The 22,745-nt window shown below is 63.4% G+C and carries 23 protein-coding genes; 6 read left to right on the top strand and 17 right to left on the bottom strand.

Annotation, left to right across the window (positions count from 1 at the left end; genetic code table 11):
- Positions 1-300: 300 nt before the first annotated feature.
- A complete protein-coding gene (locus AC56KZ_RS12115) occupies positions 301-1,518 on the top strand; it encodes an MFS transporter (protein ID WP_497162412.1) in 1,218 nt (405 codons plus the stop codon).
- Between the two features lie 53 nt (positions 1,519-1,571).
- Positions 1,572-2,543: an XdhC family protein gene (locus tag AC56KZ_RS12110; protein WP_497162411.1), complete on the top strand. Its 972-nt coding sequence runs from the start codon at positions 1,572-1,574 to the stop codon at positions 2,541-2,543.
- Between the two features lie 22 nt (positions 2,544-2,565).
- On the opposite strand, the gene AC56KZ_RS12105 is transcribed toward AC56KZ_RS12110, so the two are convergent.
- The 7 genes from AC56KZ_RS12105 to guaB all read right to left on the bottom strand — a co-directional run bounded on the left by AC56KZ_RS12105 (position 2,566) and on the right by guaB (position 10,140).
- The gene (locus AC56KZ_RS12105; protein WP_497162410.1) at positions 2,566-3,720 is read right to left on the bottom strand and encodes an aldo/keto reductase; all 1,155 of its coding nucleotides are present in this window, start codon (positions 3,718-3,720) and stop codon (positions 2,566-2,568) included.
- 124 nt (positions 3,721-3,844) lie between these two features.
- Positions 3,845-4,543, bottom strand: a complete 699-nt coding sequence (locus AC56KZ_RS12100; protein ID WP_497162409.1) for a Rossmann-fold NAD(P)-binding domain-containing protein — start codon at positions 4,541-4,543, stop codon at positions 3,845-3,847.
- A 24-nt stretch (positions 4,544-4,567) separates the two neighbouring features.
- The gene (locus AC56KZ_RS12095; RefSeq protein WP_497162408.1) at positions 4,568-5,293 is read right to left on the bottom strand and encodes a DUF4405 domain-containing protein; all 726 of its coding nucleotides are present in this window, start codon (positions 5,291-5,293) and stop codon (positions 4,568-4,570) included.
- 25 nt (positions 5,294-5,318) lie between these two features.
- The gene (locus AC56KZ_RS12090) at positions 5,319-5,813 is read right to left on the bottom strand and encodes a cytochrome P460 family protein (RefSeq protein WP_497162407.1); all 495 of its coding nucleotides are present in this window, start codon (positions 5,811-5,813) and stop codon (positions 5,319-5,321) included.
- Positions 5,794-6,636 carry an SDR family oxidoreductase gene (locus tag AC56KZ_RS12085; protein WP_497162406.1) on the bottom strand — a complete coding sequence of 281 codons (843 nt, stop codon included), beginning with the start codon at positions 6,634-6,636 and terminating at the stop codon, positions 5,794-5,796. The genes AC56KZ_RS12090 and AC56KZ_RS12085 overlap by 20 nt, the downstream gene beginning before the upstream one ends.
- Before the next feature lie 364 nt (positions 6,637-7,000).
- On the bottom strand, positions 7,001-8,611 hold the full coding sequence (gene guaA / locus AC56KZ_RS12080; protein ID WP_497162405.1) for a glutamine-hydrolyzing GMP synthase: 1,611 nt from the start codon (positions 8,609-8,611) through the stop codon (positions 7,001-7,003).
- A 68-nt stretch (positions 8,612-8,679) separates the two neighbouring features.
- Complete coding sequence (guaB, locus tag AC56KZ_RS12075) at positions 8,680-10,140, bottom strand: IMP dehydrogenase (protein ID WP_497162404.1); 1,461 nt, start codon at positions 10,138-10,140, stop codon at positions 8,680-8,682.
- 160 nt (positions 10,141-10,300) lie between these two features.
- Here guaB and AC56KZ_RS12070 point away from each other — a divergent pair, with 160 nt between their 5' ends.
- Positions 10,301-10,810 (top strand): DUF4124 domain-containing protein, encoded by a 510-nt coding sequence (locus AC56KZ_RS12070; protein ID WP_497162403.1) that lies wholly within the window; start codon positions 10,301-10,303, stop codon positions 10,808-10,810.
- Positions 10,811-10,817: 7 nt separating this feature from the next.
- Here the strand turns inward: AC56KZ_RS12070 and AC56KZ_RS12065 are convergent, their stop codons facing one another.
- Complete coding sequence (locus AC56KZ_RS12065) at positions 10,818-11,117, bottom strand: RnfH family protein (RefSeq protein WP_497162402.1); 300 nt, start codon at positions 11,115-11,117, stop codon at positions 10,818-10,820.
- A complete protein-coding gene (locus tag AC56KZ_RS12060; protein WP_497162401.1) occupies positions 11,107-11,541 on the bottom strand; it encodes a type II toxin-antitoxin system RatA family toxin in 435 nt (144 codons plus the stop codon). The genes AC56KZ_RS12065 and AC56KZ_RS12060 overlap by 11 nt, the downstream gene beginning before the upstream one ends.
- A gap of 98 nt (positions 11,542-11,639) precedes the next feature.
- Between AC56KZ_RS12060 and smpB the strand changes: the two genes are divergently transcribed.
- The gene (gene smpB / locus AC56KZ_RS12055) at positions 11,640-12,089 is read left to right on the top strand and encodes an SsrA-binding protein SmpB (RefSeq protein ID WP_497162400.1); all 450 of its coding nucleotides are present in this window, start codon (positions 11,640-11,642) and stop codon (positions 12,087-12,089) included.
- A gap of 60 nt (positions 12,090-12,149) precedes the next feature.
- On the opposite strand, the gene AC56KZ_RS12050 is transcribed toward smpB, so the two are convergent.
- Positions 12,150-13,316 carry a multidrug effflux MFS transporter gene (locus AC56KZ_RS12050; RefSeq protein WP_497162399.1) on the bottom strand — a complete coding sequence of 389 codons (1,167 nt, stop codon included), beginning with the start codon at positions 13,314-13,316 and terminating at the stop codon, positions 12,150-12,152.
- 112 nt (positions 13,317-13,428) lie between these two features.
- Positions 13,429-15,237: a DUF885 domain-containing protein gene (locus AC56KZ_RS12045; RefSeq protein ID WP_497162398.1), complete on the bottom strand. Its 1,809-nt coding sequence runs from the start codon at positions 15,235-15,237 to the stop codon at positions 13,429-13,431.
- Between the two features lie 168 nt (positions 15,238-15,405).
- Between AC56KZ_RS12045 and AC56KZ_RS12040 the strand changes: the two genes are divergently transcribed.
- Positions 15,406-16,347, top strand: a complete 942-nt coding sequence (locus tag AC56KZ_RS12040; protein WP_497162397.1) for a diguanylate cyclase domain-containing protein — start codon at positions 15,406-15,408, stop codon at positions 16,345-16,347.
- A gap of 108 nt (positions 16,348-16,455) precedes the next feature.
- On the opposite strand, the gene lepB is transcribed toward AC56KZ_RS12040, so the two are convergent.
- From lepB to AC56KZ_RS12025, 3 genes are all read right to left on the bottom strand, one after another.
- A complete protein-coding gene (gene lepB, locus AC56KZ_RS12035; protein WP_497162396.1) occupies positions 16,456-17,127 on the bottom strand; it encodes a signal peptidase I in 672 nt (223 codons plus the stop codon).
- Between the two features lie 70 nt (positions 17,128-17,197).
- The gene (locus AC56KZ_RS12030; protein ID WP_497162395.1) at positions 17,198-17,380 is read right to left on the bottom strand and encodes a hypothetical protein; all 183 of its coding nucleotides are present in this window, start codon (positions 17,378-17,380) and stop codon (positions 17,198-17,200) included.
- Positions 17,377-18,558, bottom strand: a complete 1,182-nt coding sequence (locus AC56KZ_RS12025; protein WP_497162394.1) for a PepSY-associated TM helix domain-containing protein — start codon at positions 18,556-18,558, stop codon at positions 17,377-17,379. Before AC56KZ_RS12025 ends, AC56KZ_RS12030 begins: the two co-directional genes overlap by 4 nt.
- Before the next feature lie 104 nt (positions 18,559-18,662).
- Between AC56KZ_RS12025 and AC56KZ_RS12020 the strand changes: the two genes are divergently transcribed.
- The gene (locus AC56KZ_RS12020; RefSeq protein ID WP_497162393.1) at positions 18,663-20,858 is read left to right on the top strand and encodes a TonB-dependent receptor; all 2,196 of its coding nucleotides are present in this window, start codon (positions 18,663-18,665) and stop codon (positions 20,856-20,858) included.
- On the opposite strand, the gene AC56KZ_RS12015 is transcribed toward AC56KZ_RS12020, so the two are convergent.
- The 3 genes from AC56KZ_RS12015 to AC56KZ_RS12005 are packed head-to-tail and all read right to left on the bottom strand — an operon-like array spanning position 20,855 to position 22,638.
- Positions 20,855-21,262 (bottom strand): hypothetical protein, encoded by a 408-nt coding sequence (locus AC56KZ_RS12015; RefSeq protein WP_497162392.1) that lies wholly within the window; start codon positions 21,260-21,262, stop codon positions 20,855-20,857. The genes AC56KZ_RS12020 and AC56KZ_RS12015 overlap by 4 nt on opposite strands.
- Complete coding sequence (locus tag AC56KZ_RS12010; protein WP_497162391.1) at positions 21,259-22,179, bottom strand: SPFH domain-containing protein; 921 nt, start codon at positions 22,177-22,179, stop codon at positions 21,259-21,261. Before AC56KZ_RS12010 ends, AC56KZ_RS12015 begins: the two co-directional genes overlap by 4 nt.
- Positions 22,180-22,215: 36 nt before the next feature.
- Entirely contained in the window at positions 22,216-22,638 is a 423-nt protein-coding gene (locus AC56KZ_RS12005) for an NfeD family protein (protein ID WP_497162390.1), read from the bottom strand.
- Positions 22,639-22,745: the final 107 nt, after the last annotated feature.

Genomic DNA, 22,745 nt, shown 5'->3' with positions numbered 1-22,745 from the left:
CCCGCCTGATTAGTGCCTTGAGTCGACATGTACCTATTAGCTGTGCTGATAAACCGAATTTTGGAAAGCGCGTCGCGGGCGAGGGATCGTTCCTGGCCAAAACTGAGTCTTCCACCCTGTTGTTCACCTTCGGCCGGACCTGGGATTTATTAACCTTCGTTATAAGTCCATGCCGATTTCGAGCATTATCGTCGACTCCTCCGTGGGATAGACTGTTCGGTCGGCCAGGCGCCGTAAAAGAAATAACGGCTTCCGTCGCGACCTCTCCGTGCGGGTGCGTGCACAAATTTCAGAAAGAACATGCAAGTGAATAGCATTCAAAAGACAGACACATCCGGTAACCGGTTCGCCCTCATTGCGCTGGCAGTCGGTAGCTTCGGCATCGGAACTTCCGAGTTTTCCAGCATGGGCCTGATGCCGCTGTTCGCGAACGACCTGTCGGTCCCCGTGACCGAGGCTTCGCAGGCGATTACCGCCTACGCGACAGGCGTGTTTGTCGGGGCGCCGCTGGTCACGCTCGCCGCCGCACGTCTGAACCGGCGCACCCTCCTGATCTGCCTGATGGTCTTGTTCGCACTTGGCAACCTGATCTCCGGCCTGGCGCCGGACCTGGTCACGCTCACCGTTGGTCGCTTCATCAGCGGTATGCCGCAAGGTGCGTACTTCGGCGCAGGAGCGATGGTCGCGTCCCACCTCATGGGCCCGGGGAACGGTGGCAAGGCCTTTGCGCTGATTGCCTTCGGCATGACAGTGGCGACCGTAATTGGCGCCCCGGTCGGCACGCTGATCGGACAATATTTCGGCTGGCAGTCGACCTATCTTGCGGTCACGGTCTACGCCGTCGCCACACTAGGCATCTTCTGGCGCTGGTTGCCGAAGAGCGCCGCGCTCGACGGCGCGCCGGTTGCGCAGGAATTGGCTTCGATTCGTAACCCGCGGGTCTGGGCGCTGATGGCGATCGCGGCGCTGTGCGTCTCGGCGACATTCGCGGTATATACCTTCATTGGGCCGATTGTGACCGAGGTGGCCGGCCAGTCCCAGATTGTCGTGCCGTTAGCCCTTGGGCTGGTGGGCCTCGGCATGGCGGTCGGTACGCCGATCGGCGGCCGGATGGCCGACCGTTACGAGTACCGCGGCTTGGTCATTTGGTTCCTCGCCACCCTGGCAGTATTGGCTGTCATGGGCCTGTTTGCCCACAACATTGTCGTCCTGATGGCCACGCTGTTTGCCGTCGGCGTCACGCTGATGGCGGCGGTGCCGACGATTGCAGTGCGCATGACCCATCTGGCACCACAGGCGCCGACGATGATGGGTGCCTTGAACATGGCGGCATTCAACGTCGCCAACGCCTTGGGTGCAGTGGCAGGTGGCGCCACCATCGGCGCAGGAATGGGATACGTTTCGTCGGTATGGGCAGGCTTCGCCATGACAGCCGCGGGTCTGCTGCTGTTCGCGCTGCTCTACCAATGGGTCAAGGGAGCAACTCCGACGGCTGCGAATGCAGTCGCCACAGCGTGACGGGGTAGCAGGCGCAGGATACAGGCGCTCACGCGCTTAAAAAGGAGCGGCATATGTATGACATGGACCAGCAAGTGCTGGAGACGACGAGCCGCTGGGCAGGCGAAGGATACCGATTCGCCCTGATTACGGTAGTGCGCACCTGGGGTTCGGCGCCCCGCCCTCCCGGCGCCTGGATGGCGCTGCGCGAAGACGGTCAGGTGGTCGGTTCGGTGTCGGGTGGCTGTATCGAAGCGGACCTGATCGAGAAAGTGCTGGGCGGGGACCTGGGTTCGTCATCACCCTTCCTGCTGACCTATGGCGTCACGCAGGAAGAAGCGCAGCGCTTTGGCCTGCCGTGTGGCGGCACCATGGAACTGATGGTCGAGCCCTGCACGGACGGCGCGGATCTGGAGACGCTACGCACATCGTTACAGCAAGGACAGCTCGTACAACGCACTGTCGTCGCCGGCGAGCACGGGGTATGCCTGGAGCCCGCCGCCCGCACCGACACGTTCTCATTCGACGGGAGCAGCCTGACAACGGTGCACGGTCCGCTCTGGCGTTTGCTCATCATCGGCGCCGGACAAATCTCCGAATACCTCGCTCCCATGGCCCAAGCACTGGGCTACAAGGTGTTCGTCTGCGATCCGCGAACGGAATATTCCGCAGAATGGCAAGTCCCTGGCGTGCCACTGCTGGAAGGAATGCCGGACGACGTTGCGATCGCGCTCAGGCTCGATCCGCATACCGCCGTGGTCGCTACCACGCATGACCCCAAGCTGGACGACATGGTCCTGCTCGAAGCGCTGAAATCGTCGGCTTTCTACGTCGGCGCCCTGGGCTCGCGGGTCAACAGCGAGCGCCGTAGGGAGCGCCTGGTCGAGCACTTCGATCTGACGCAGGAACAGGTCGGCTGCCTGCATGGCCCGGTCGGATTGCCGATTGGCAGTCATACGCCGCCGGAGATTGCGCTCGCTATCCTGGCGGAGATGACGGCAGTCAAGAACGGGAAGTGGACCCCGGAGGGGTTACAGCCGCGGTAAGTGCAGGGCTGATCGGGTTACATCAGGATTTCGCGGGCGCCTCGACATCCGAGAACACCTGCACCGCGTCCGGGAGGCGCGCACCGCGCACCTGGATTGCGGACACCGAACGATTCAGCTCGGCGATTTCCGCTGGGGTAAAGCGCACCGTGGCCGCACCGATATTTTCCAGCATGTGCGCCATCTGCGTCGTGCCGGGAATCGGCACAATCCAGGGCTGCTGCGCCATCAGCCAGGCCAGCGCAACCTGGCCGCTCGTGGCGTTCTTGCGAGCGGCCCAGGTTTTAAGAAGCTCGACCAGCTTCAGGTTGTGCGCCAGATTCTCTGCGGCGAAGCGGGTTTCGTTCTTGCGGATGTCGCCGTCCGCATAGCGCGTGCTGGCATCAATTGCACCGGTCAGGAAACCGACCCCCAGTGGACTCCAGGGCACGAAGCCGATGCCGAGCTCGCGGCAGGCCTGCAGAACGCCTTTTTCCGGCCCGCGCCATAACATCGAGTATTCGCTCTGCACCGCCGACACCGGCAGCGCGGCATGCGCGCGGCGCAGCGTTTTCAGGCCCATTTCGGACAAGCCCCAATGCAGCACTTTGCCCTGTTTCATCAGGTCTTGCACGGCGCCGGCCACGTCCTCGATCGGCACCTGCGGATCGACACGGTGCTGGTACAACAAATCGATGCGGTCGGTGCGCAGGCGCTTGAGCATGTTGTCGACAACGACCTTGATATGCGCCGGGCGGCTGTTCAGGCCTGGCAGGCGCTTGCCCGTTTCCTGGTCGATGTTCCAGCCGAACTTGGTCGCAATGACGATCTTGTTTCGAAACGGTGCGACGCCTTCGCCCAGGATGCGCTCGACTTCGTGCGGGCCATAGGCTTCGGCCGCATCGTAGAAGGTCAGGCCGCGGTCGAACGCAGTGCGGATGATGTTGTGCATCTCCGGCCGGCTCGGGACCGTGGTCTGGTAAGTGCGGCTCATGTTTTGCACGCCCAGGCCGACACTTGAGACCTCCAGTTTGCCGAGTTTGCGGCGGCTGGTCAGCTGTGCGGTAGCCGTACCCGCTGCTGCGGCATCCCTGCCGGCTGCCTGGCCGCCCGCTTGCGCAAGTAGCGGCGTAGCGGCCAGGCTCCCGGCGGTTAACAGGAAGCTGCGGCGATTATCTCGCGGTTGTTTTGATGTCATTTCTAGCTTCCTCTACATGCGGGATCGATCTGTTCCTGAGACTTGCCGATGCTGCCCGAATGTCGACATGTGGAGGTGAAAAAAGCGCAGTGTGCCGATGTCGCATGGTTCAGCAGTTTCTCATTCAAGTAAGTTGATATACCGGCGCCGGCCGTTCGACAAGCGCGCGGATGTTCGGGGACTCGAGGACGCGGACCGGCGCGCCGCTACGGACCAGGCCGAGCATTGCTTGCCCCATCAGCTCGGTGCTCAGCACCGTTCCAGGCGCGATCCAGCGCAGCAGAGGGAACAGGGGGGCAATAACCCGGTAGAGCACGCGGTAGAAGCGCGTTTTGGAGCGCGCGCCATGCAGTGGCTGGATCAACGCGGGGCGCAAGATAAAGCTGTTTGCGAACGGCATCCGCAAGATCGCGTTCTCCGTTTGTCCTCGCACCTTTGCCCACATGCGTGCGCCTCGTTCCGTACTGTCGGCACCGGCACCGGCGCCGGACACGTAGACGAAGACCATGCGGGAATTCATTTCCAATAATTTATTCGCTACGCCAATGGTCAACCCGTGGGTAATTTTTCGGTAGTCTTGTGCGGACATGCCCGATGCCGTCGTGCCGACGCAGAAAAAGCACCCGCTGACATCATTCAGCTCGGCCTTGTACAGATTCAGGTCCAGAAGGTCGTCGACGACAATCTGCCGCAGTTTCGGGTGCTCGATGGCGAGCGTCTGGCGCACGACGACGACGACCTTGCTAACGTCCGGCGAGTTCAGGCTTTCGCGCAGGGCGCCGTGACCAACCATGCCGCTGGCACCAAAAATCAGGATTTTCATGATATTTTCCGATCGTTACATAAGCTAGTTTGCAGTCCGTTTCAGACGTTCCGGTGGACCGCCACGACGTGCTGCTGCCATCGCCTGTCGGGCTTGGCCCCACTGCGTCGTGTAGTAGGCAAGGAACATGCACAGGCCGGCCACGGCAGTGCAATGAAGGAAGAAGCCCGCGACCGATTCCTCGAAATTCCACCAGTCGAGCGACATTCGGAACAGAAGGCGCGTTTGCAGATTCAGTGCGGCCGCGCTGAACACGCCGTGGACTGCAATGGAAAAAGCGATCAGGCGCAGCACCGCGGTGCGCACCTGGTTTGGCCTTTCGATCCCTGCCAGCTTGCGGCCGACCCCCATCAGCAGGGGCCAGCGCAAGCCAAGGTGGGCCGCGACCACGACCAGCAGCCAATATGCGATACCGGCATGGATTTGGCGTGCCGTGAAGTCTTCGTCGAGACGCCAGGGTGCGAACACCGTTTCAGAAATCAGCATGCTTGTGCCCAGCAACGCCAGCATTCCAGCCAGTAGCACAAGGGTCAGGGCCAGGTTGAATGCGCCACGGGTCGCGACTGCTTTTGTCGAGAGCGTTGCGAACCAGCGGCGGTGGAACAGGTTGTGAACGATCAGCAGCAGGAACATGCCAATACCGGCCAGCTCGTGGGCAGTGTTTCCCTGCCAGTGGTAGGAAAAGGCAAAGACCAACAGAGCTGCGGCCATGCAGTTCAGGACCATCCTCCACAGGAAGACCTTGTTCAAGAGCTGCTCCTTTTCATGGGGGCGATCACTCGACCGGCTTGCCGCGATACTCCGACAAACGGGGTGCGGTGAACAGGTAGTCCTGCCTTTTCTGCGAGGAGTGGCAGGCCATGCAGCGCGCCGTGTTCTCCTGGGCGTTGATGCGGCGATCGGGCCAGTACCACTGGAACTGCCAGTCGCCATTACGGCGGCGCTCATCGAAATCGGCGCCCCAGCCGGCACCCTTCTCCATTACAAAGTAACGATAGAGTTTTGCGTCGCGAAAATCGGCCAGCACGAAATGCGTGCCATTCGGAATTGGCTGGCCCTTCTGGATAGCCTCGATGGCGGCCCTTGTCGTCGAGATGTGTTCGGTGACGTTGCCGCGCTTGACCGTGGTGTAATGCACCAGGTCGCTCATCTTGGGAAAGGTAACCCGGGTTTCTTCCGCATGCACCGGCCAGCTCGCCGCCGACACCGCGACAGCAATCACGACGGCGATCACACTGATTCCCGCGATTTTATAATTCAAAGAGTTCATGATGTCCCCTGGCTTGTTTCGGTGCTGAAGCGCCAGCAAGGTTTTGATCGAGCGGGACAAAGGCGGCACGCACGGCACCGATTTCGCCCCTGATCCAGTCGGGCTCGGCGTCGGGCATCATGTTGGCGGCGTCGTGGACGGCGTCCAATGCGCCAGGCAAATCGCCGTCGAGGTGCATGGCTACGGCGTCCAGGTCCTCCTGTTGCGGCCCTGTCTCTGTGGACAGTTCGAATGTCTTGTTGAGCGCAGCCGTCGACTTCAGGCACCACAGCAGCACGCGCGCGAGCTGGCCCCGCCCGACCATGCCGTCGTGCGGAGTACCGGAGCTGCGCATGTCGCCTTGCGACATGACAAGCCGACGCGCCTCAGGACCGTTGTAATCGAACCAGCCAGGACGGACGATCGTATAGGGCAGGCCACTCGCGCGCACCAAACGCTCGCCGCGTCGTTTCCAGTCATGGGTTGCTTTGCGGTCGGTCACACCCACTGTCGTCATCAGAGCAATACGCACGCGTCGACCGTTCAGCGCGTACAGCAAGTTACGAACAGCACCGTAGTCGACCGTTTGGGCGCCGGGTGGGCGACCATTGGCACCGTGCGTGAACACGATCGCATCGACCCCAGCGACTGCAGCTGCAAGCGTCGACACGTCTGTGAGTTCGCCGACCACTACCTGGGCGCCAGGGGCTAATAACCCGGCTTGTTCGTAGCGGCGTACCAGCGCGCGCATTGTGAAACCGGCGTGCATGCCTTCAGCAATTACCAGCCGACCAATGCTCCCAGTAGCGCCTACCACCAGCACCGTGCGTACGTCTTTGCTCACGCTGTTCCTCTCTCAAGCGACGAGTGCGAGACTGGTTGTCTCGTTTTCATCAAGCACCACTGTACAAGGAGAGGACGCACTTGATTAGCCGGCTGAACCGGCATGGGCTTATGAGCATTGCTAATGAATAGATTGAATCGCCATGAGTTCGATAGACACATGAGTTCGCAATGCAGGTTTGACGAAGAGCACACAAACTGATACCAGCACACACCACCAATTTTTCCAGTTTTATCGTTTCAGGTTCATTACCTTATGGCCGGCTAGTCAAAAAAAAGCCCCTTGATTCAGGGGCTTGGGCCTTACTTAATAGCTTTGTGTGTGCTCGTCAATGCAGAACCAAACAAAGTTTCCATAACGAAACTCACTCCCACTCAATCGTCGCCGGCGGCTTCCCCGAAATGTCATAAACCACACGATTAATCCCGCGCACTTCATTGATGATCCGGTTCGACACCTTCCCCAGCAGCGTGTGCGGCAGATGCGCCCACTGCGCCGTCATGAAGTCCAGCGTCTGCACCGCGCGCAGGGCGACCACGTATTCATAAGTTCGCCCGTCGCCCATCACCCCCACCGATTTCACCGGCAGGAACACGGCAAACGCCTGGCTGGTCGCTTCGTACCAGTTGGTTGGCGCCTTGCCGGCGTCGATGCCCGCCACCGGCGGCAGCTCGAACGGCGTGTTGCGCAGTTCTTCAATGAAGATGGCGTCGGCTTCGCGCAGCAAATCCGCGAATTCCTTTTTCACTTCACCGAGAATGCGCACGCCCAGGCCCGGGCCCGGGAACGGATGGCGGTAGACCATGCTGTGCGGCAGGCCGAGGGCCACGCCGAGTTTGCGCACTTCGTCCTTGAACAGTTCGCGCAGCGGTTCGAGCAGGCTCAGGTTCAGGGTCTCCGGCAGGCCGCCCACGTTGTGGTGGCTCTTGATGGTCTGGCCTTTTTTACCCTTGCCAGCCGACTCGATCACATCCGGGTAGATCGTGCCCTGGGCCAGCCACTTGGCGTTGGTCAGCTTGCCGGCTTCGACCTGGAAGACTTCGACGAATTCGCGGCCGATGATCTTGCGTTTTTGTTCCGGGTCGTTGACGCCGGCCAGGTGGCCGAGGAACTGCTCTTCTGCATCGATGCGCAGCACTTTGACGCCCAGGTTCTTCGAGAACATGTCCATCACCATCTTGCCCTCGTCCTTGCGGAGCAGGCCGTGGTCGACGAACACGCAGGTCAGCTGGTCGCCGATCGCGCGGTGGATCAGGGCCGCAGCCACGCTCGAATCGACGCCGCCCGAGAGACCCAGGATGACTTCGTCCGTGCCGACCTGGGCGCGGATCTTCTCGACCGCTTCGCCGATATAGTCAGGCATGTTCCAGTCGGACTTGCAGCCGCAGATGTCATGCACGAAGCGGCCGATGATGGCTTCGCCCTGGCTCGTGTGGGTGACTTCCGGGTGAAATTGCAGCGCGTAGAAGCGGCGCTCCTCGTCGGCCATGGCGGCCACCGGGCAGCTGTCGGTCGAGCCCATCAGCTTGAAGCCTTGCGGCATCTCCAGCACCTTGTCGCCGTGGCTCATCCACACCTTCAGCATGCCGTGGCCTTCATCGGTCACGAAGTCGTTGATGCCCTTCAGGAGCGCCGTATGGCCGCGGGCGCGCACTTCGGCGTAGCCGAATTCGCGCACTTTACCGTTTTCGACCTTGCCGCCGAGCTGGGCGGCCATGGTCTGCATGCCGTAGCAGATGCCGAGCACCGGCACGCCGAGTTCGAAGACGGCCTGCGGGGCGCGCGGGGAATCGCCTTCGAGGGTGGAATTGTGGCTGCCCGAGAGGATCACGCCGGCGGCGCCGTAGTTGCGTACGAACTCGTCGCTGACGTCGTAGGGAAACACTTCGGAGAAGACGCCGGCATCGCGCACGCGGCGGGCGATCAGTTGGGTGACCTGGGAGCCGAAGTCGAGGATGAGGATTTTGGAGTGCATTGAGGCCAATAGAAAAGAAAGAATTCTGGGGAAGATGGAAAAAGCGGCCCGCAAAGGCCGCTTTTCGATTACTCCGAACGGTAGTTCGGCGCTTCCTTGGTGATCTGGACGTCGTGGACGTGCGACTCGCGCATGCCGGCCGAGGTGATCTCGACAAATTCCGCCTTTTCGCGCAGTTCGTCGATGGTGGCGCAGCCGCAATAACCCATCGACTGGCGCACGCCGCCGACCAGCTGATAGATGATCGCCAGCACGCTGCCCTTGTAGGCGACGCGGCCTTCGATACCCTCCGGCACGAACTTGTCGGCTTTCGCCTGCGCGTCCTGGAAGTAGCGGTCGGCCGAACCTTCGGCCATCGCGCCCAGGCTGCCCATGCCGCGGTAGGATTTATAGCTGCGGCCCTGGTACAGGATGACTTCGCCCGGCGCTTCTTCGGTGCCAGCGAACATCGAACCCATCATGACGGTGGAGGCACCTGCTGCGAGTGCTTTCGAGATGTCGCCCGAGAAGCGGATGCCGCCGTCGGCGATGCAGGGAACGCCACTGCCTGCCAGCGCTTCGGCCACGTTCGAGATCGCGGTGATTTGCGGCACGCCGACGCCGGCGACGATACGCGTGGTGCAAATGGAACCGGGGCCGATGCCGACTTTCACCGCATCGGCGCCATGTTCGACCAGGGCACGCGCGGCGGCGGCGGTGGCGATGTTGCCGCCGATGACGTCCACGTGCGGATACAGGGTCTTGATCGATTTCACGGTGTCGAGAATGCCTTGCGAGTGGCCGTGGGCGGTATCGACCACCAGCACGTCGACACCGGCGGCAACGAGCAGCTCGACGCGTTCGCGGTCTTTCTCGCCGACGCCGACCGCGGCGCCAACGAGCAGCTTGCCCTGCGCATCTTTCGATGCGAACGGGTGCTCGTGCGACTTCATGATGTCTTTCACGGTGATCAGGCCGCGCAGCTCGAACTCGTCGTTGACGACCAGCACGCGCTCGAGGCGGTGCTTGTTCATGAGGCGCTTGGCTTCTTCCGTGTTGGCGTCCTCGTTCACGTAGACGAGCTTTTCACGCGGGGTCATCTTGGTGCGCGCTTCGGCGTCGAGGTCTTCCTCGAAACGCAAGTCGCGGTTGGTGATGATGCCGACCACCTGCTTGCCCTCGACCACGGGGAAGCCGGAAAAGCCGTGCTGGTGCTGGAGGGCGATGACGTCGCGGATCTTCATGCTTGGGGGCACGATGATCGGGTCGCGCAGCACGCCGGCCTCGAAACGCTTGACGCGCGCTACTTCACGGGCCTGGTCGGCCGGACGCAGGTTCTTGTGGATGATGCCGATGCCGCCCTCCTGCGCCATCGCAATCGCCAGGCGCGCTTCGGTCACGGTGTCCATCGCCGCGGATAGCAGCGGGATGTTGAGCGTGATGTTGCGCGTCAGCTTGGTGCGAAGGGAGGTGTCGGCCGGGAGAACGTTCGAATAGGCCGGGACGAGCAGCACATCATCGAACGTGAGTGCTTTTTGAAGTAAACGCATAGCATTTTCCTATAGGCGCAAAAGCGAATTATACAGAAAGCCCGAAAAGGCGGCGCCAGTGGCCAAAAAAAGACCCCGGCCGCCGCCAGGCGACGCCTTTCATTGACAGCGTTGGCGAATCATGAGGAAATCAGGCATCGTTCTTTAAGGAAATATTTCGATGAACACGCAACTTCGCCCCCGCCTGCTTCGCCTGGCCGCCATCGCCCTCCTCTGCTGCGCCGGCATGGCGCAGGCCCAGTACGTCTGGATCGCGCCGAACGGCACGCGCCAGTATTCGGACCAGCCGCCTCCGTCAGGCACTCCGGCCTCCAGAATCCTGAAGGTGGCGGGCCGGACCGTCACGCCGCCGGCCGACCCGGCCGATCCCGCAGCCGCCGCTGCTGCTGCCGCTGCGAAGCCGAAAGCCATGACGCTGGCCGAACGCGAGGCCGACTACCGCAAGCGCGCGCAGGAACGGGACGAGGCGGTACGCAAGGCTGAAATGGAAACCCAGGCGGCTGCCGCCAGGCGCGACTATTGCGACGCGATGCGCAAGTCGAAACGCAGCTTCGACGCCGGAATTCCGATCAGGGAAGTAGGAAAGGACGGCAAGCAGCAGGTCTTGACGGACAGCGAGCGCGCCCAGCGCATGGCCGGCATCGATAAGGCTCTGGTCGACTGCCGCTGATCGGAAATTAAGGCTGCGCGGCGTCTTTTTTGGCGGCGCGCTTGCGCCGCGACTCCTTCGGATCGGCCACCAGCGGACGGTAAAGCTCGATGCGGTCGCGGTCGTGCAGGATGGTGTCGAGCGTTTTCTTTTTCGCGAAGATGCCGACCGGCTGGGTCACGAGGTTAATGTCCGGGAAGGCCAGCAGCACCCCGCTGCCCTCGATCGCCTGGCCGATGGTGGTGCCCGGCGCGACCTGCATCGTGTGCAGGAATTCCTCGCGGTCGGTGGCATAGCAGACCACCACCTCGATCGTCTCAGACGCCATACACCACTTCGGCCCGCTTGCAGAAGGAGTCGACCATGCTGTTGGCGATCATGCCGAAAACCGGGCCCACCAATTGGGCCAGGATGACGCTGGAAAACTCGTAGTGCATGTCGAAGTCGATCTTGCAGGCGTCGGCGCGCAGCGATTTGAAGTTCCAGGTGCCTTCGAGCATCTTAAAGGGACCGTCGACCAGGTGCATCTTCATTTGCGTCGGGCGCAGGTTGTGGTTCGAGGTGGTGAAGCTTTGCCTGACGCCGTGGAAGTTGATGGCCAGGTTGGCGACCAGCTTGTCGTCGGTACGCTCGAGCAGCTTGACGCCGCTGCACCATGGCAGGAACTTCGGATAATCTTCCACCTTCGCCACCAGATCGAACATCTGTTCAGCGCTGTAGCCCAAGAAAACTGATTTGTGCACTACTGCCATTGGTCAACCGTTTGTTATAGTGTTGGACAAGTTGCATTTCTGCGCCCATCAGGGCGCGATAGCCGTAGTTTAACCGACCCGCGAATTTTCGCTATTTCATGAGCATCGCTGACAATAAAAAAGCATTTTTCGACTACTTCATCGAGGACCGTTACGAAGCGGGCCTGATGCTGGAAGGTTGGGAAGTCAAGGCCATTCGTGATGGCCGCGTCAACATCAAGGAAGCCTACGTCGTCGTGCGTGGCGACGAGTTGTTCCTGTTCGGCTGCCACATCAGCGCCCTGAGCACCGCCTCGGCCTTCAGCCACCCGGAAGCCCTGCGCACCCGCAAGCTCCTGCTGCACCGCGCCGAAATCGACAAGCTGCGCGGCAAGGTCGAGCGCTCGGGCTATACGCTCGTGCCGCTCAACCTGCACTTCAAGGGAGGCCGCGTGAAATGCGAAGTGGGCCTGGCCAAGGGCAAGAAGCAGCACGACAAGCGCGCCACCGAAAAGGACCGCGACGCCAAGCGCGAAGTGCAGGCGGCAATGAAGACGAACAAGCGCTGATCAGGTAGGGTGGGCGGCTCCGCCGCCCACGCGTTCAACCGGCTCATGCATGCTGCAAAATCAAGCCAGCTTGCTCAGTCTCCAAGCCGCAAAACTCCCCGCCAGCCCCACGCCGACCCCGCAAGCCAGCTTGAACGCGCTGTCGAACAACAAGGGCGCGACCAGCCCCGACACCAGCGCGAACGACATCATCTGGATGAAGCCGAGCATCGACGAGGCCAGCCCGCGGTTGTCCGGGAACAGGCCCAGGGCGCTGACCTGGATCGCCGGCATCGCCACCGCCAGGCCGAAGGTGTAGATCGCCAGCGGCAGCACTGCCCACGGTATCGCCGCCGGATACAGTGCGTTGTAGCCGATGTTCAGCACCGCCGCGACCAGCATGGTGACGAAGCCGATCCACTTCATCCGGCCAGGCGCCATGCTCGCCGCGCGCTTGCCGCCCCAGCTCGAGCCGAGCACCATGCCGCCGATGAGCGGGATGAACATCCAGGCGAAAGCCGTTTCGGGCAAGCCGAGGATCTCCATTACGAAGTTCGCCGCCGACCCGATGTAGAGCGACAGCCCGCCGAACGCCAGGCCCACGGACAGCGACAACAGTAAAAACTGCGGATGGCGCAGCACCATCAGGTAGTTGCGCCCGATCGTCCCCATGTGGAAGCGCTGGCGCTTCTCCAGCGGCAGGCTCTCCGGCAGCAGGCGCAGGGTCATCGCAATGAGCAGCACGCCGAAGCCGGCCAGGAACAGGAAGGTCGAGCGCCAGCCGAAGTGCACGTGCAGCCAGCCGCCGATGATCGGCGCGATCGCCGGCGCCAGGCCGAACACCATCATCATGTTCGACATCATCTTCTGCGCTTCGGCGCCCTTGAAGCGGTCCTGCACGATCGCCTGCCCCACCACTGACCCCGCGCCCGCCGACAGCCCCTGCAGCGCGCGGCAGGCCAGCAGCCAGCCGAAGCTCGGGGCAAAGACCGCGCCGATCGAGCCGATCGTGTACAGCACCAGCGCGATCAGGATCACGCGGCGCCGCCCGAAGGAATCGGACAGGGTGCCGTAGAACAGCATCATGAAGGCGAAAGTGAACAGGAAGACGGAGAGCGTCTGCTGCACCGCCACCGGGCCGACGCCGAATTCGCGGCCGATGGCCGGCATCGATGGCAGGTAAGTGTCGATGGCGAGGGCGCCGGCCATGCCGAGGCAGGCCAGTACGACCGTCAGTGTTCTATGCATCCGTGAAGTCTCTGAATCGCTGGCAGCGCGACATGCGCCGCCGGGGCCGCGATTGTACCGAGTTTCGGTCCGGTATGCCTGAGCCTGCCCTGGCATGTTCTACGTGCCAGGCTCAGCGCGTCTCGGCAATCCAGCGCTTCACATCCGTCTCCACCACCGCCAGCGGCCGGCTCCCTCCCCCCAGGATCACCGCATGAAACGCCGGCAGGCTGAATTTCGCGCCGAGCGCCTGCTGCGCCTGCTGACGTAGCTCGGCGATTTTCAGCCCGCCGATCTTGTACGCCAGCGCCTGCCCGGGCCAGGCCATGTAGCGTTCGACCGCATTCGTCGCCACCGCCTGGGTGTAGCCGTTGGTATCCATCAGGTAGGTAATCGCCTGCTCGCGCGTCCAGCCCTTGGCGTGCAGGCCGGTGTCGACGACCAGACGCGCTGCGCGCAGCAGTTCGTCGTTGAGGTGGCCGAAATACTGGTCCGGCTCGTCGAACAGCCCCATCTCCTTGCCCAGCGTTTCGGCGTACAGCGCCCAGCCCTCCGCAAAGGCCGATTGGAAGGCGAACTTGCGGAAATCCGGCAGCGCCAGTTCCTGCTGCAGGGCCATCTGGAAGTGGTGGCCAGGGCTGCCTTCATGCAGCAGGAGCGTGGTCATTTTCGTGCTCTGGTACTGCGCCGGGTCGTTCACGACCGACCAGAAAATACCGGGACGGGTGCCATCCAGACTTGGTGGAGAATAATGGTCCGATGCCGTGGCGCGGGTCAGCTCCGGCTCCAGGCGCTGTTCCAGCGGCGCTTTCGGGCGCAGCGTGAAAAGAGCGGAGAGCTTCGGTTCCACTTCCAGGTTCAGCTTGCGGTAGAACGCGAGGATCTCTTCGGCGCTCTTGAAGGGACGGTATTTCTCCTGCGCGCCGGCCCACTTGGCAAGTCCCGCTGGCGCTCCCTGGTAACCCATTTTAGGTCCGACCACCGCAAACTCGGCCTGGATGCGCGCGACTTCGCGCAGGCCGATCTGGTGGATCTGGTCGGGGGTCAGCGTGGTCGTGGTCGACTCGGCGGCCTTGACGGCGTACCAGGCCTGGCCATTGGGCAGCGCGCTCCATCCGGCGGTGGCGCGTGCGGCGGGCAGGTACTCCTTTTCCAGGTAGTCGGCCAGGCGCCGTGCCGCGGGATTGAGCCGGGTCTCGATCTCGGTGCGGTACTGCGCCGCCAGGGCGCCTTTGTCGGCGTCGGTAAAGCCCGCCGGCATGTTGCCGATCGGGGCGTAAAAAAGGTTGGTTTCGGGCGTGGCGCTGGCCAGCTTGCGGTACTGGGGAATGGCGGCGAGGACCAGGGATTTGGGCAGCACGATCCCGGCTTTTACTCCGGCACGCATGTTGGTCAAAGCCTGATCCAGCCAGGGTGTCAATTCTTTCAGCCGCCCCAGGAACATCCGGTATTCTTGCGGCGTCGAAATCGACTGGAAAGACTGGCCGTTTGCCAGGCTGGCGAACAACAGCGGCGTGGTGAACATCATCTGGTCGATCGGCAGCAAATGATTCGGGAAGGCTGCCGCCGCGATTTCCCTTTTCAGTTCGTAAGCGAGGATGTCGTAGCTGGTCTGGTCGGCCGTGCCCAGTTTTGCGCGGGAGACCGTCCCCAGGCGTTTCTGCAGGCTGCGCATCAGCGCGGCGTGGCGCGCGCGCTGCGCGGGACTGATCGCCAGGCCCAGGCGGTCGTTATATCGCGCGTCGCCGGTCATGGTCGCGAACAGCGGATTGTTCCCGGCCGCCGCCGCATAGTAGGCGTCGCCCAACTCGCGCAGTTTCGCCGCCTCGGCAGTTGCTGCGCTGCTCGAGCGCACCGGCTGCCGTGCGTCCTGCGCGTGACTGGGCTGGATACAAGCGATCAGGGAGGCCGCGCAGATCGCGGTCAGGGAAATTCGCAGCATGGTGGATGTCTCTCGAGATGAAGGTGTCTAGAACTTGATACTAGGACAATCCTTTGCGCTGCGTCAACGTTGCGTTGGCGGCGTATCAAGTCGATGCCGTCCTTGACGACGATTGGCATTTCCTATAAACAATAATATCTTCTTCAACACGCCACTACTCGCTCCCTTATGAATTCGCAGCCCGTCGCATGCAATGATCCTGGCGTCTATCGCACCCTGCTCGAGTCGACCAAGGCGATCCCCTGGCGGATCGACTGGGCGACCATGCGCTTTACCTATATCGGTCCCCAGATCGAGGAGCTGCTGGGCTGGAGTCCGTCGAGCTGGATGACCGTGAACGACTGGGCCGACCGCATGCACGAGGACGACCGGCAGAGGACTGTCGATTTCTGCGTGTCGCAATCGCAGGCGGGCGCCGATCATGAAGCCGACTACCGGGCGATGAAAAGCGATGGCGACTATGTCTGGATTCGCGACGTGGTGCACGTCGTGCGCCGGCCCGACGGCAGCGTCGATTCGCTGGTCGGCTTCATGTTCGATATCACTGCGCGCAAGCAGGCGGAAGACAAGATCTTGCAGCTGCAGCAGGAACTGGAAGTGCTGTCCTACCGCGACAGCCTGACCGGCGTGGCGAACCGCCGCATGTTCGACACCCTGTACGCGATTGAATGGGCCAAGGCGCGCGAGACCGGCGAGCCGCTGTCGCTGGTGGTCATCGATATCGACTATTTCAAGCAGTACAACGACCATTACGGTCATGTGCAGGGCGACGACTGCCTGCGGCGCGTGGCGCAGTGCATCGACACCGGCGCCGTGCATCCGCGCGACCTGTGCGCGCGTTTCGGCGGCGAGGAATTTGTCCTGCTCTTGCCGGCCACCGACGGCGAGGCTGCTCGCGGCGTGGCCGAGCGCTGCCGCAAATTGCTGAAGCAACTCGAACTTGCACATGCACGCTCGGGCGTCGGGCGCCTGGTGACCGTCAGCATGGGCGTCGGCACCATCGTGCCCGGAAACAGCGATGCCCCCGATGTCTTCCTCGACCGGATCGACCGCCGCCTCTACCAGGCCAAGTCCGCCGGGCGCGACCGCATCTGCGACGTCGAAGCCTAAGAGCGCCTAACAAAACCTTCAGAGCAAGGCGCGGCGACGAAGACAGTACGAACGTACGGCAAGGAGCTGCAACGCAGCTATGGAGGTTTTTTTAGGCGCTCTAAGCCGTCAATCCCGCAGCGACATCCCGAAGCGCTCGAAGCGCGGCATCCAGTTACCCAGCATGTCGGCCGACACCAGCAGGCCCTCGGCGCGCCCGATCAACAGGTGGCGAGGCACGAAGCCGATATAGCGCGAGTCGGCGCTGTTGTCGCGGTTATCGCCGAGCATCAGGTACTGCCCCGGCGGCACCGTGACCGGGCCGAAGCTGCGCGCGGCGGTATGCACCTGCGGCATCAGCTGGATGCGGCGTGCGTGCCCGTCCAGGGTTTCGTTCACCCGCAGCGCCGCCACCTGCGCCGGACCGACCGGCTCCATCACCTGCTCGGCCTGAGCATAGGCTGCCTCGACACCGTTGATGACGAGGCGCTCGTCGCGCAGTTCGACCACATCGCCCGGCACGCCGACCAGGCGCTTGATCAGGCGCGTGCCATCGACGGGGGAGCTGAAGGTGACGACGTCGCCGCGGCGCGGCTCGCCCGTGTGGGTCAGCACGTGGTCAGTCAGCGGCACCTTCACGTTGAAGGCCAGCCGGTTGACGAACACGACGTCGCCCTCCAACAGGTTGGGCCGCATCGACGCCGAAGGAATCGGGTTCCAGTCCGCCACCGCCGTCCGGAATACGCCGAACAGCACCATGAACAGCAAAAAACCCTTGTTGGCGCGGATGAAGCCCTTCATGACAGTCTCCCGGTGTGTAGATAGTGGCACCTTTATACCGGGAGTTTCCTTGCGGATGCTTTGGCCATCCTTAAGGCCGGGGGCCTCGCCGGCGCAGGCCATGCCAGGCGCCCGCCAGCACCGGCGCGCCCAGCGCAAACGCGGACACCGTGTCCCAGATGCCGTCTCCCAACAGAGCGCTGACCAGCCCCACCAGCGTCAGGATACCGAGCAGGATCGGCATCCCCCACAGGGCCAAAAAGCGCGTGCTCATCGCCCTTCTCCGCTGTCCGCCAATGCCTGTTCAGGCATCGAACGGGTGCGCCGCGCCGCCTGGACGTGGCGTTTTTCGGCCTGGCCGCGCTTGATCCACAGGTACAGGCCGCTGCCGAGGACGATGATGGTGGCCACGTCGAGCAGCGCCCACAGCAATTGCATCCAGCCGCCGCCATAGTCGCCGAAGTGCAGCGGCTGCGAGACCAGCAGCGCGGTCAGGTACCAGGGCAGCTCGCGGTCGTCGGTGATGCGGCCGGTGCCGGCGTCGATCAGCACCGGCTTGTACAGGCGCGAGGAAAACGCTTCGTTGCCGCGCATGTAGACGCCGTAGTGGCGCGGACTGGCGAAGGGCGTGCCGGGGAAAGCGACGAAGGCGACCTGCATGCCGGGGGCGGCGCTTTCGGCCAGCTTGATCGCCGCATCCATCGAGGCCAGCTTGCCCAGCGGCGGCGCGCCCTTGTAGGGCTCGAGCATGGCCGCGATTTCGGTCTCCTGCCAGTATTTCAGCAGCACGTCGGCCCAGGTATTGATCATGCCGGTCGCGCCCACGACCAGCGCCCATACCAGGGTGACGATGCCGAGCAGGTTGTGCAGGTCCAGCCATTTCAGGCGCTTCGTCCTGCCATGGCGCACGGTGCCGAATTCGAGCTTGCGCATGAAGGGCGCATACAGCACCACCCCGCTCACCAGCGCCACCAGCAGCAGCAATCCCATCAGGCCGAGGAAGAGTTTGCCCGGCAGGCCCGCGAACAGGTCCACGTGCAGGCGGAACATGGTGGACATGAAGGCGCCGCCCTCGAAGGCCGGCTCGGTGATGACTTTCGCGGTGCGCGCATCGACCGCGATCGGCTTGTAGTCCTCGTCGTTCGGATGGTCGCCGAGGGTGACGTTCCAGATCGCCGGCTCGTCCATCTCCTGCGAGATGTACATCGTCATCTTGCCGGCATACAGAGCGCGAGCGGCGTCGATCACCGCGTCGACGTTTGCGCGCGGCGGATTGGCTTCGAGCGCCGCCGGCAAGGCGGGAACCTCGACATCGTTGCCGAGCAGATGGCCGATCTCGTGATGATAAATCAGCGGCAGGCCGGTCAGGCACAGCAGGAGCATGAAGACGGTGCAGACCAGGCTGCTCCACTTGTGGATCCAGCTCCAGCGACGCAGGGAAGGTGATGACATGGAATGAGCCAGGAAGATGAGCGCAAATGATAGTGGTTCTCATTTACATTCGCAAGCTTTGCACGCATAATAATGAGAACCATTCTCATTCCCAACGCAAAACTATGAACCGTTCACGCTTTCCCCTCACTCCGCTCGCTCTCGGCGCCCTTCTCCTTGCGAGCAGCCATGCCGGCGCCCAGGCGGTCGATCCCGCCAATCCCGAACAGCCGATCGCAACCGTCGTCGTCACTGCCTCCGCCGACGCGTCCGCCCAGGGCCTGCCGCGCGACTACGCCGGCGGCCAGGTCGCACGCGGCGGTCGCCTCGGCCTGCTCGGCAACGTCGACATGATGGACACGCCCTTCAACACCAGCAATTACACGCAGGCGCTGATCCAGGACCAGCAGGCGCGCAGCGTGGCCGACGTGGTGCAGAATGACCCCTCGGTGCGCGTGGCGCGCGGCTTCGGCAATTACCAGGAGCTGTACGTGATTCGCGGCTTCGCGGTCAACTCGGACGACCTGGCCTACAACGGCCTGTATGGCCTGCTGCCGCGCCAGTTCGTGGCTTCCGAACTGCTCGAGCGCGTCGAAGTGTTCCGCGGCGCGAACAGTTTCATTAACGGCGCCGCGCCCGGCGGCGGCGGCATCGGCGGCATGATCAACCTGGTGCCCAAGCGCGCGCCGAACGCGCCCCTGAACCGCGCCACGCTCGGCGTCGAGAGCGGCGGCCAGCGCTACGGTGCGGTCGATCTCGCGCGCCGCTTCGGGCCTGAAGACCGGACCGGCCTGCGCATCAATGCCGTGCGCCGTGACGGCGACACCGCGGTCGACCGCGAAGAGCGCGAGCTGAGCGTGTTCTCGCTCGGCGCCGACTACCGCGGCCGCGGCTATCGCCTGTCTGCCGACATCGGCTACCAGAACCATGTGTTGAACAATGCCCGCCCGAGCGTGACGCTGGCGGCCGGCCTGCCGGTCATCGCCCCGCCCGACGCCGACCGCAACTGGGCCCAGCCCTGGACCGAGTCGAAGGAGCGTGACCTGTTCGGCACCCTGCGCGGCGAGGTCGATCTCGGCACGGACGCGGTGGCCTGGGTGGCGTTCGGCGCGCGCGAGGGCGACGAACTGAACGTGCTGACCACCACTACGGTCACGAGGGCCAACGGCGACGCCACAATGAGCCGCTTCGATAACGCGCGCGAAGACACCGTGCGCACCGGCGAGCTCGGCGTGCGCGGCAAGCTGCGCACCGGGGCCGTGGGCCACAGCCTGTCGGCCACCGCTTCCGGCTACCACGCCGAGTCGCGCAACGCCTTTGCACTGGGCAGCTTCGCCGGCTTCGCGACGAATATCTACCGTCCGGTCGATGTCGCCGCGCCGCCGACCGGCTTCTTCCCCGGCGGCGACATGGCCAACCCGGGCCTGACCCGTAAAAGCATCCTGACCAGCGCCGCCATCGCCGACACGCTCTCCTTCGCCGGCGACAAGCTGCTGCTCACCGTCGGCCTGCGCCACCAACGCATCCGCGACGCCGGCTTCGATTACGTCACGGGCGTCGAGAATTCACGTTACGAGTCGAGCGCGAATACCCCGGTCGCGGGCCTGGTCTACAAGCCGGTCGACGGCCTGTCGCTGTATGCGAACTATATCGAGGCGCTTCAGCCCGGTGCGGTGGCCAGCGGGGCCGGCCTCGGCCTGCGCCTGGCCAACGAGGGCGCCGTGTTCGCGCCCTACCGCTCGCGCCAGAAGGAAGTCGGCGCCAAAATCGACGGCGGCAAGTTCGGCGCGAGCGTAGCGCTCTTCACGACCGCCCAGCCCCAGGCGTATATCCAGGACAATCGCTTCGGCCTGTTCGGCGAGCAGCGCAACCGCGGGCTTGAGCTGTCGGTGTTCGGCATGCCGGCCAAGGGCTTGCGCGTGCTGGGCGGCTTGACGGCGCTCGACTCCCAGCAGCGCCGCACGGCCGGCGGCGCGTTCGACGGTCGCGAGGCGATCGGCGTGCCCGAGATCCAGCTCAACCTCGGCGCCGACTGGGATGTGCCTGGCGTGCCGGGCCTGGCCCTGAATGCGCGCGCCGTGTCGACCTCGACCCAGTACGCCGACGCCGCCAACCTGCAGCGCCTGCCGTCGTGGACGCGCCTGGACCTGGGCGCCAGCTGGAGCACGCGCTGGATGGACCGCAACCTGACGCTGCGCGCCCGCATCGACAACGTCACGGATAAGAACTACTGGGCCTCGGCTGGCGGCTACCCCGGCTTCGGCTACCTGGTCGCGGCTGCGCCGCGCGCGCTGACCGTGTCGGGAACGATCGATTTTTAAGCGATCCCGAGCGCGGCCATCATGCCGAGAAAGGCCGCCAGCATCAGGAGCAGGAAGAAGCCGGCCAGGCGGGCAAAAGCACGCAGTTTTTGCCCGCGCGGGCGGCTGACCAGCACATATACGACGATCGCGAGCGGCTCGAGCAGCAGGATCGCGATATTCACCCAGCTTGAGCGCCGGATGCCGCGCGCGTCGCGGTCGAGGCGGAACCAGCAAAAGGTCAGGAAGCTCGACAGGAACGCGGACAGGACCGTCCACCACACCGGTTCCGGCTGTTGCCGTCCTTCGGCCACGCCGCCGATCAGGCCGGAGACGAAGATCGTCGCCAGGATCGCCCCGAGTATCAGGCGCGACGCTTTCCCGTGTTCAGGCGAGCCGACGTCCGCGACACCGTTCACATTCATTTCTGCGTCTTGACGATCTGCAGCGCGCTGGCAATCAAGCCGCTCATCTCGCCCAGGTTGGCGGGCACGATGATCGAGTTGTTGGTCTTGGCCAGCTTGGCGAAGGCGTCGACATAGTGCTCGGCCACGCGCAGGTTCATCGCATCTTCCCCGCCCGGCTCGCGGATCGCGGCGCCGACCTGGCGCAGCGCGGTGGCACTGGCTTCGGCCAGGGCGACGATCGCGCTGGCTTCGCCCTGGGCGCGGTTGATCGAGGCTTGCCGCTCGCCTTCGGAACGCGCGATCGAGGCTTCGCGCTCGCCGCTGGCGATATTGATCTGCTCCTGGCGCCGGCCTTCGGACGCCGCAATCAATGCCCGCTTTTCGCGCTCGGCGGTGATCTGGCGCTGCATCGAATGCAGGATCTCGGCTGGCGGCGTCAGGTCCTTGATCTCGTAGCGCAGCACCTTCACGCCCCAGTTCGCGGCCGACTCGTCGATCGCATTGACGATGGTGGTGTTGATGTGGTCACGCTCTTCGAAGGTCTTGTCGAGCTCCATCTTGCCGATCACCGAGCGCAGCGTCGTCTGCGCCAGCTGGGTAATCGCCTGCACATAGTTCGAGGCGCCGTAGGAGGCGCGCATGGCGTCGGTCACCTGGTAGTACAGGATGCCGTCGACCTGCAGCTGGGTGTTGTCGCGGGTGATGCAGACCTGCGGCGGCACGTCGAGCGGGATCTCTTTCAGCACGTGCTTGTAGGCGATGCGGTCGATGAAGGGGATCACGATGTTCAGGCCCGGCGCCAGCGTCGCATGGTATTTGCCGAGCCGCTCGACCACCCAGGCGTGCTGCTGCGGCACCACGTTGATCGTCTTGAAGACGAAGACGATCGCAATGACGAAGACCACCAGCGCCACGATTTCGAACGAGAATTCCATGTGCATCCCTTGATGAGGTTTATTGGTTTGTTTTGATTATGAATTCGCCACGATCAGGCGATTGCCCTGTACCTCGACGATACGGAAGTCCCCGGCCTCGGCAATCGCGCCGCCGCCCAGCTCCACATCCCACAGCGCGCCCCGGTACATCACGCGCGCACGGCCTTCGTTCCACGCATGCACCGTGACGCGCCCGCCAATGTCGAGGTTCACATTCTGGTCGCGCGTCGCGCTCTGCTTCGCAGGGCGGCCGAAGCGGCTGCGGTGCAGCACCCCGGTGGCGCCCAGGCCGACCGCGGCGGCGACCAGGGTCTGCACCGGCCCGCTGAAACCGAGCAGCGCCGCGATGCCGCCGAAGGCGAGGCCGACGGCGATCATCAGCAAGTAAAACGTGCCGGTAAACAGCTCGGCCACGACCAGAATGCCCGCGCCGATCATCCAGTTCATCCAGTCCGTCATGTCATTCTCCTCATTGCTGCCCCTCGGTACGAAAACCTTTCCAAAAGTCTAACTTGTTCCGGCGTCGAGTCAAGCTATTTGTTGCTTACAAGCTATGAATCTCGAAA

It is taken from the genome of Telluria sp. LT2P34, from assembly GCF_059685915.1.
This window is presented reverse-complemented; position numbering and strand designations above follow the sequence as displayed.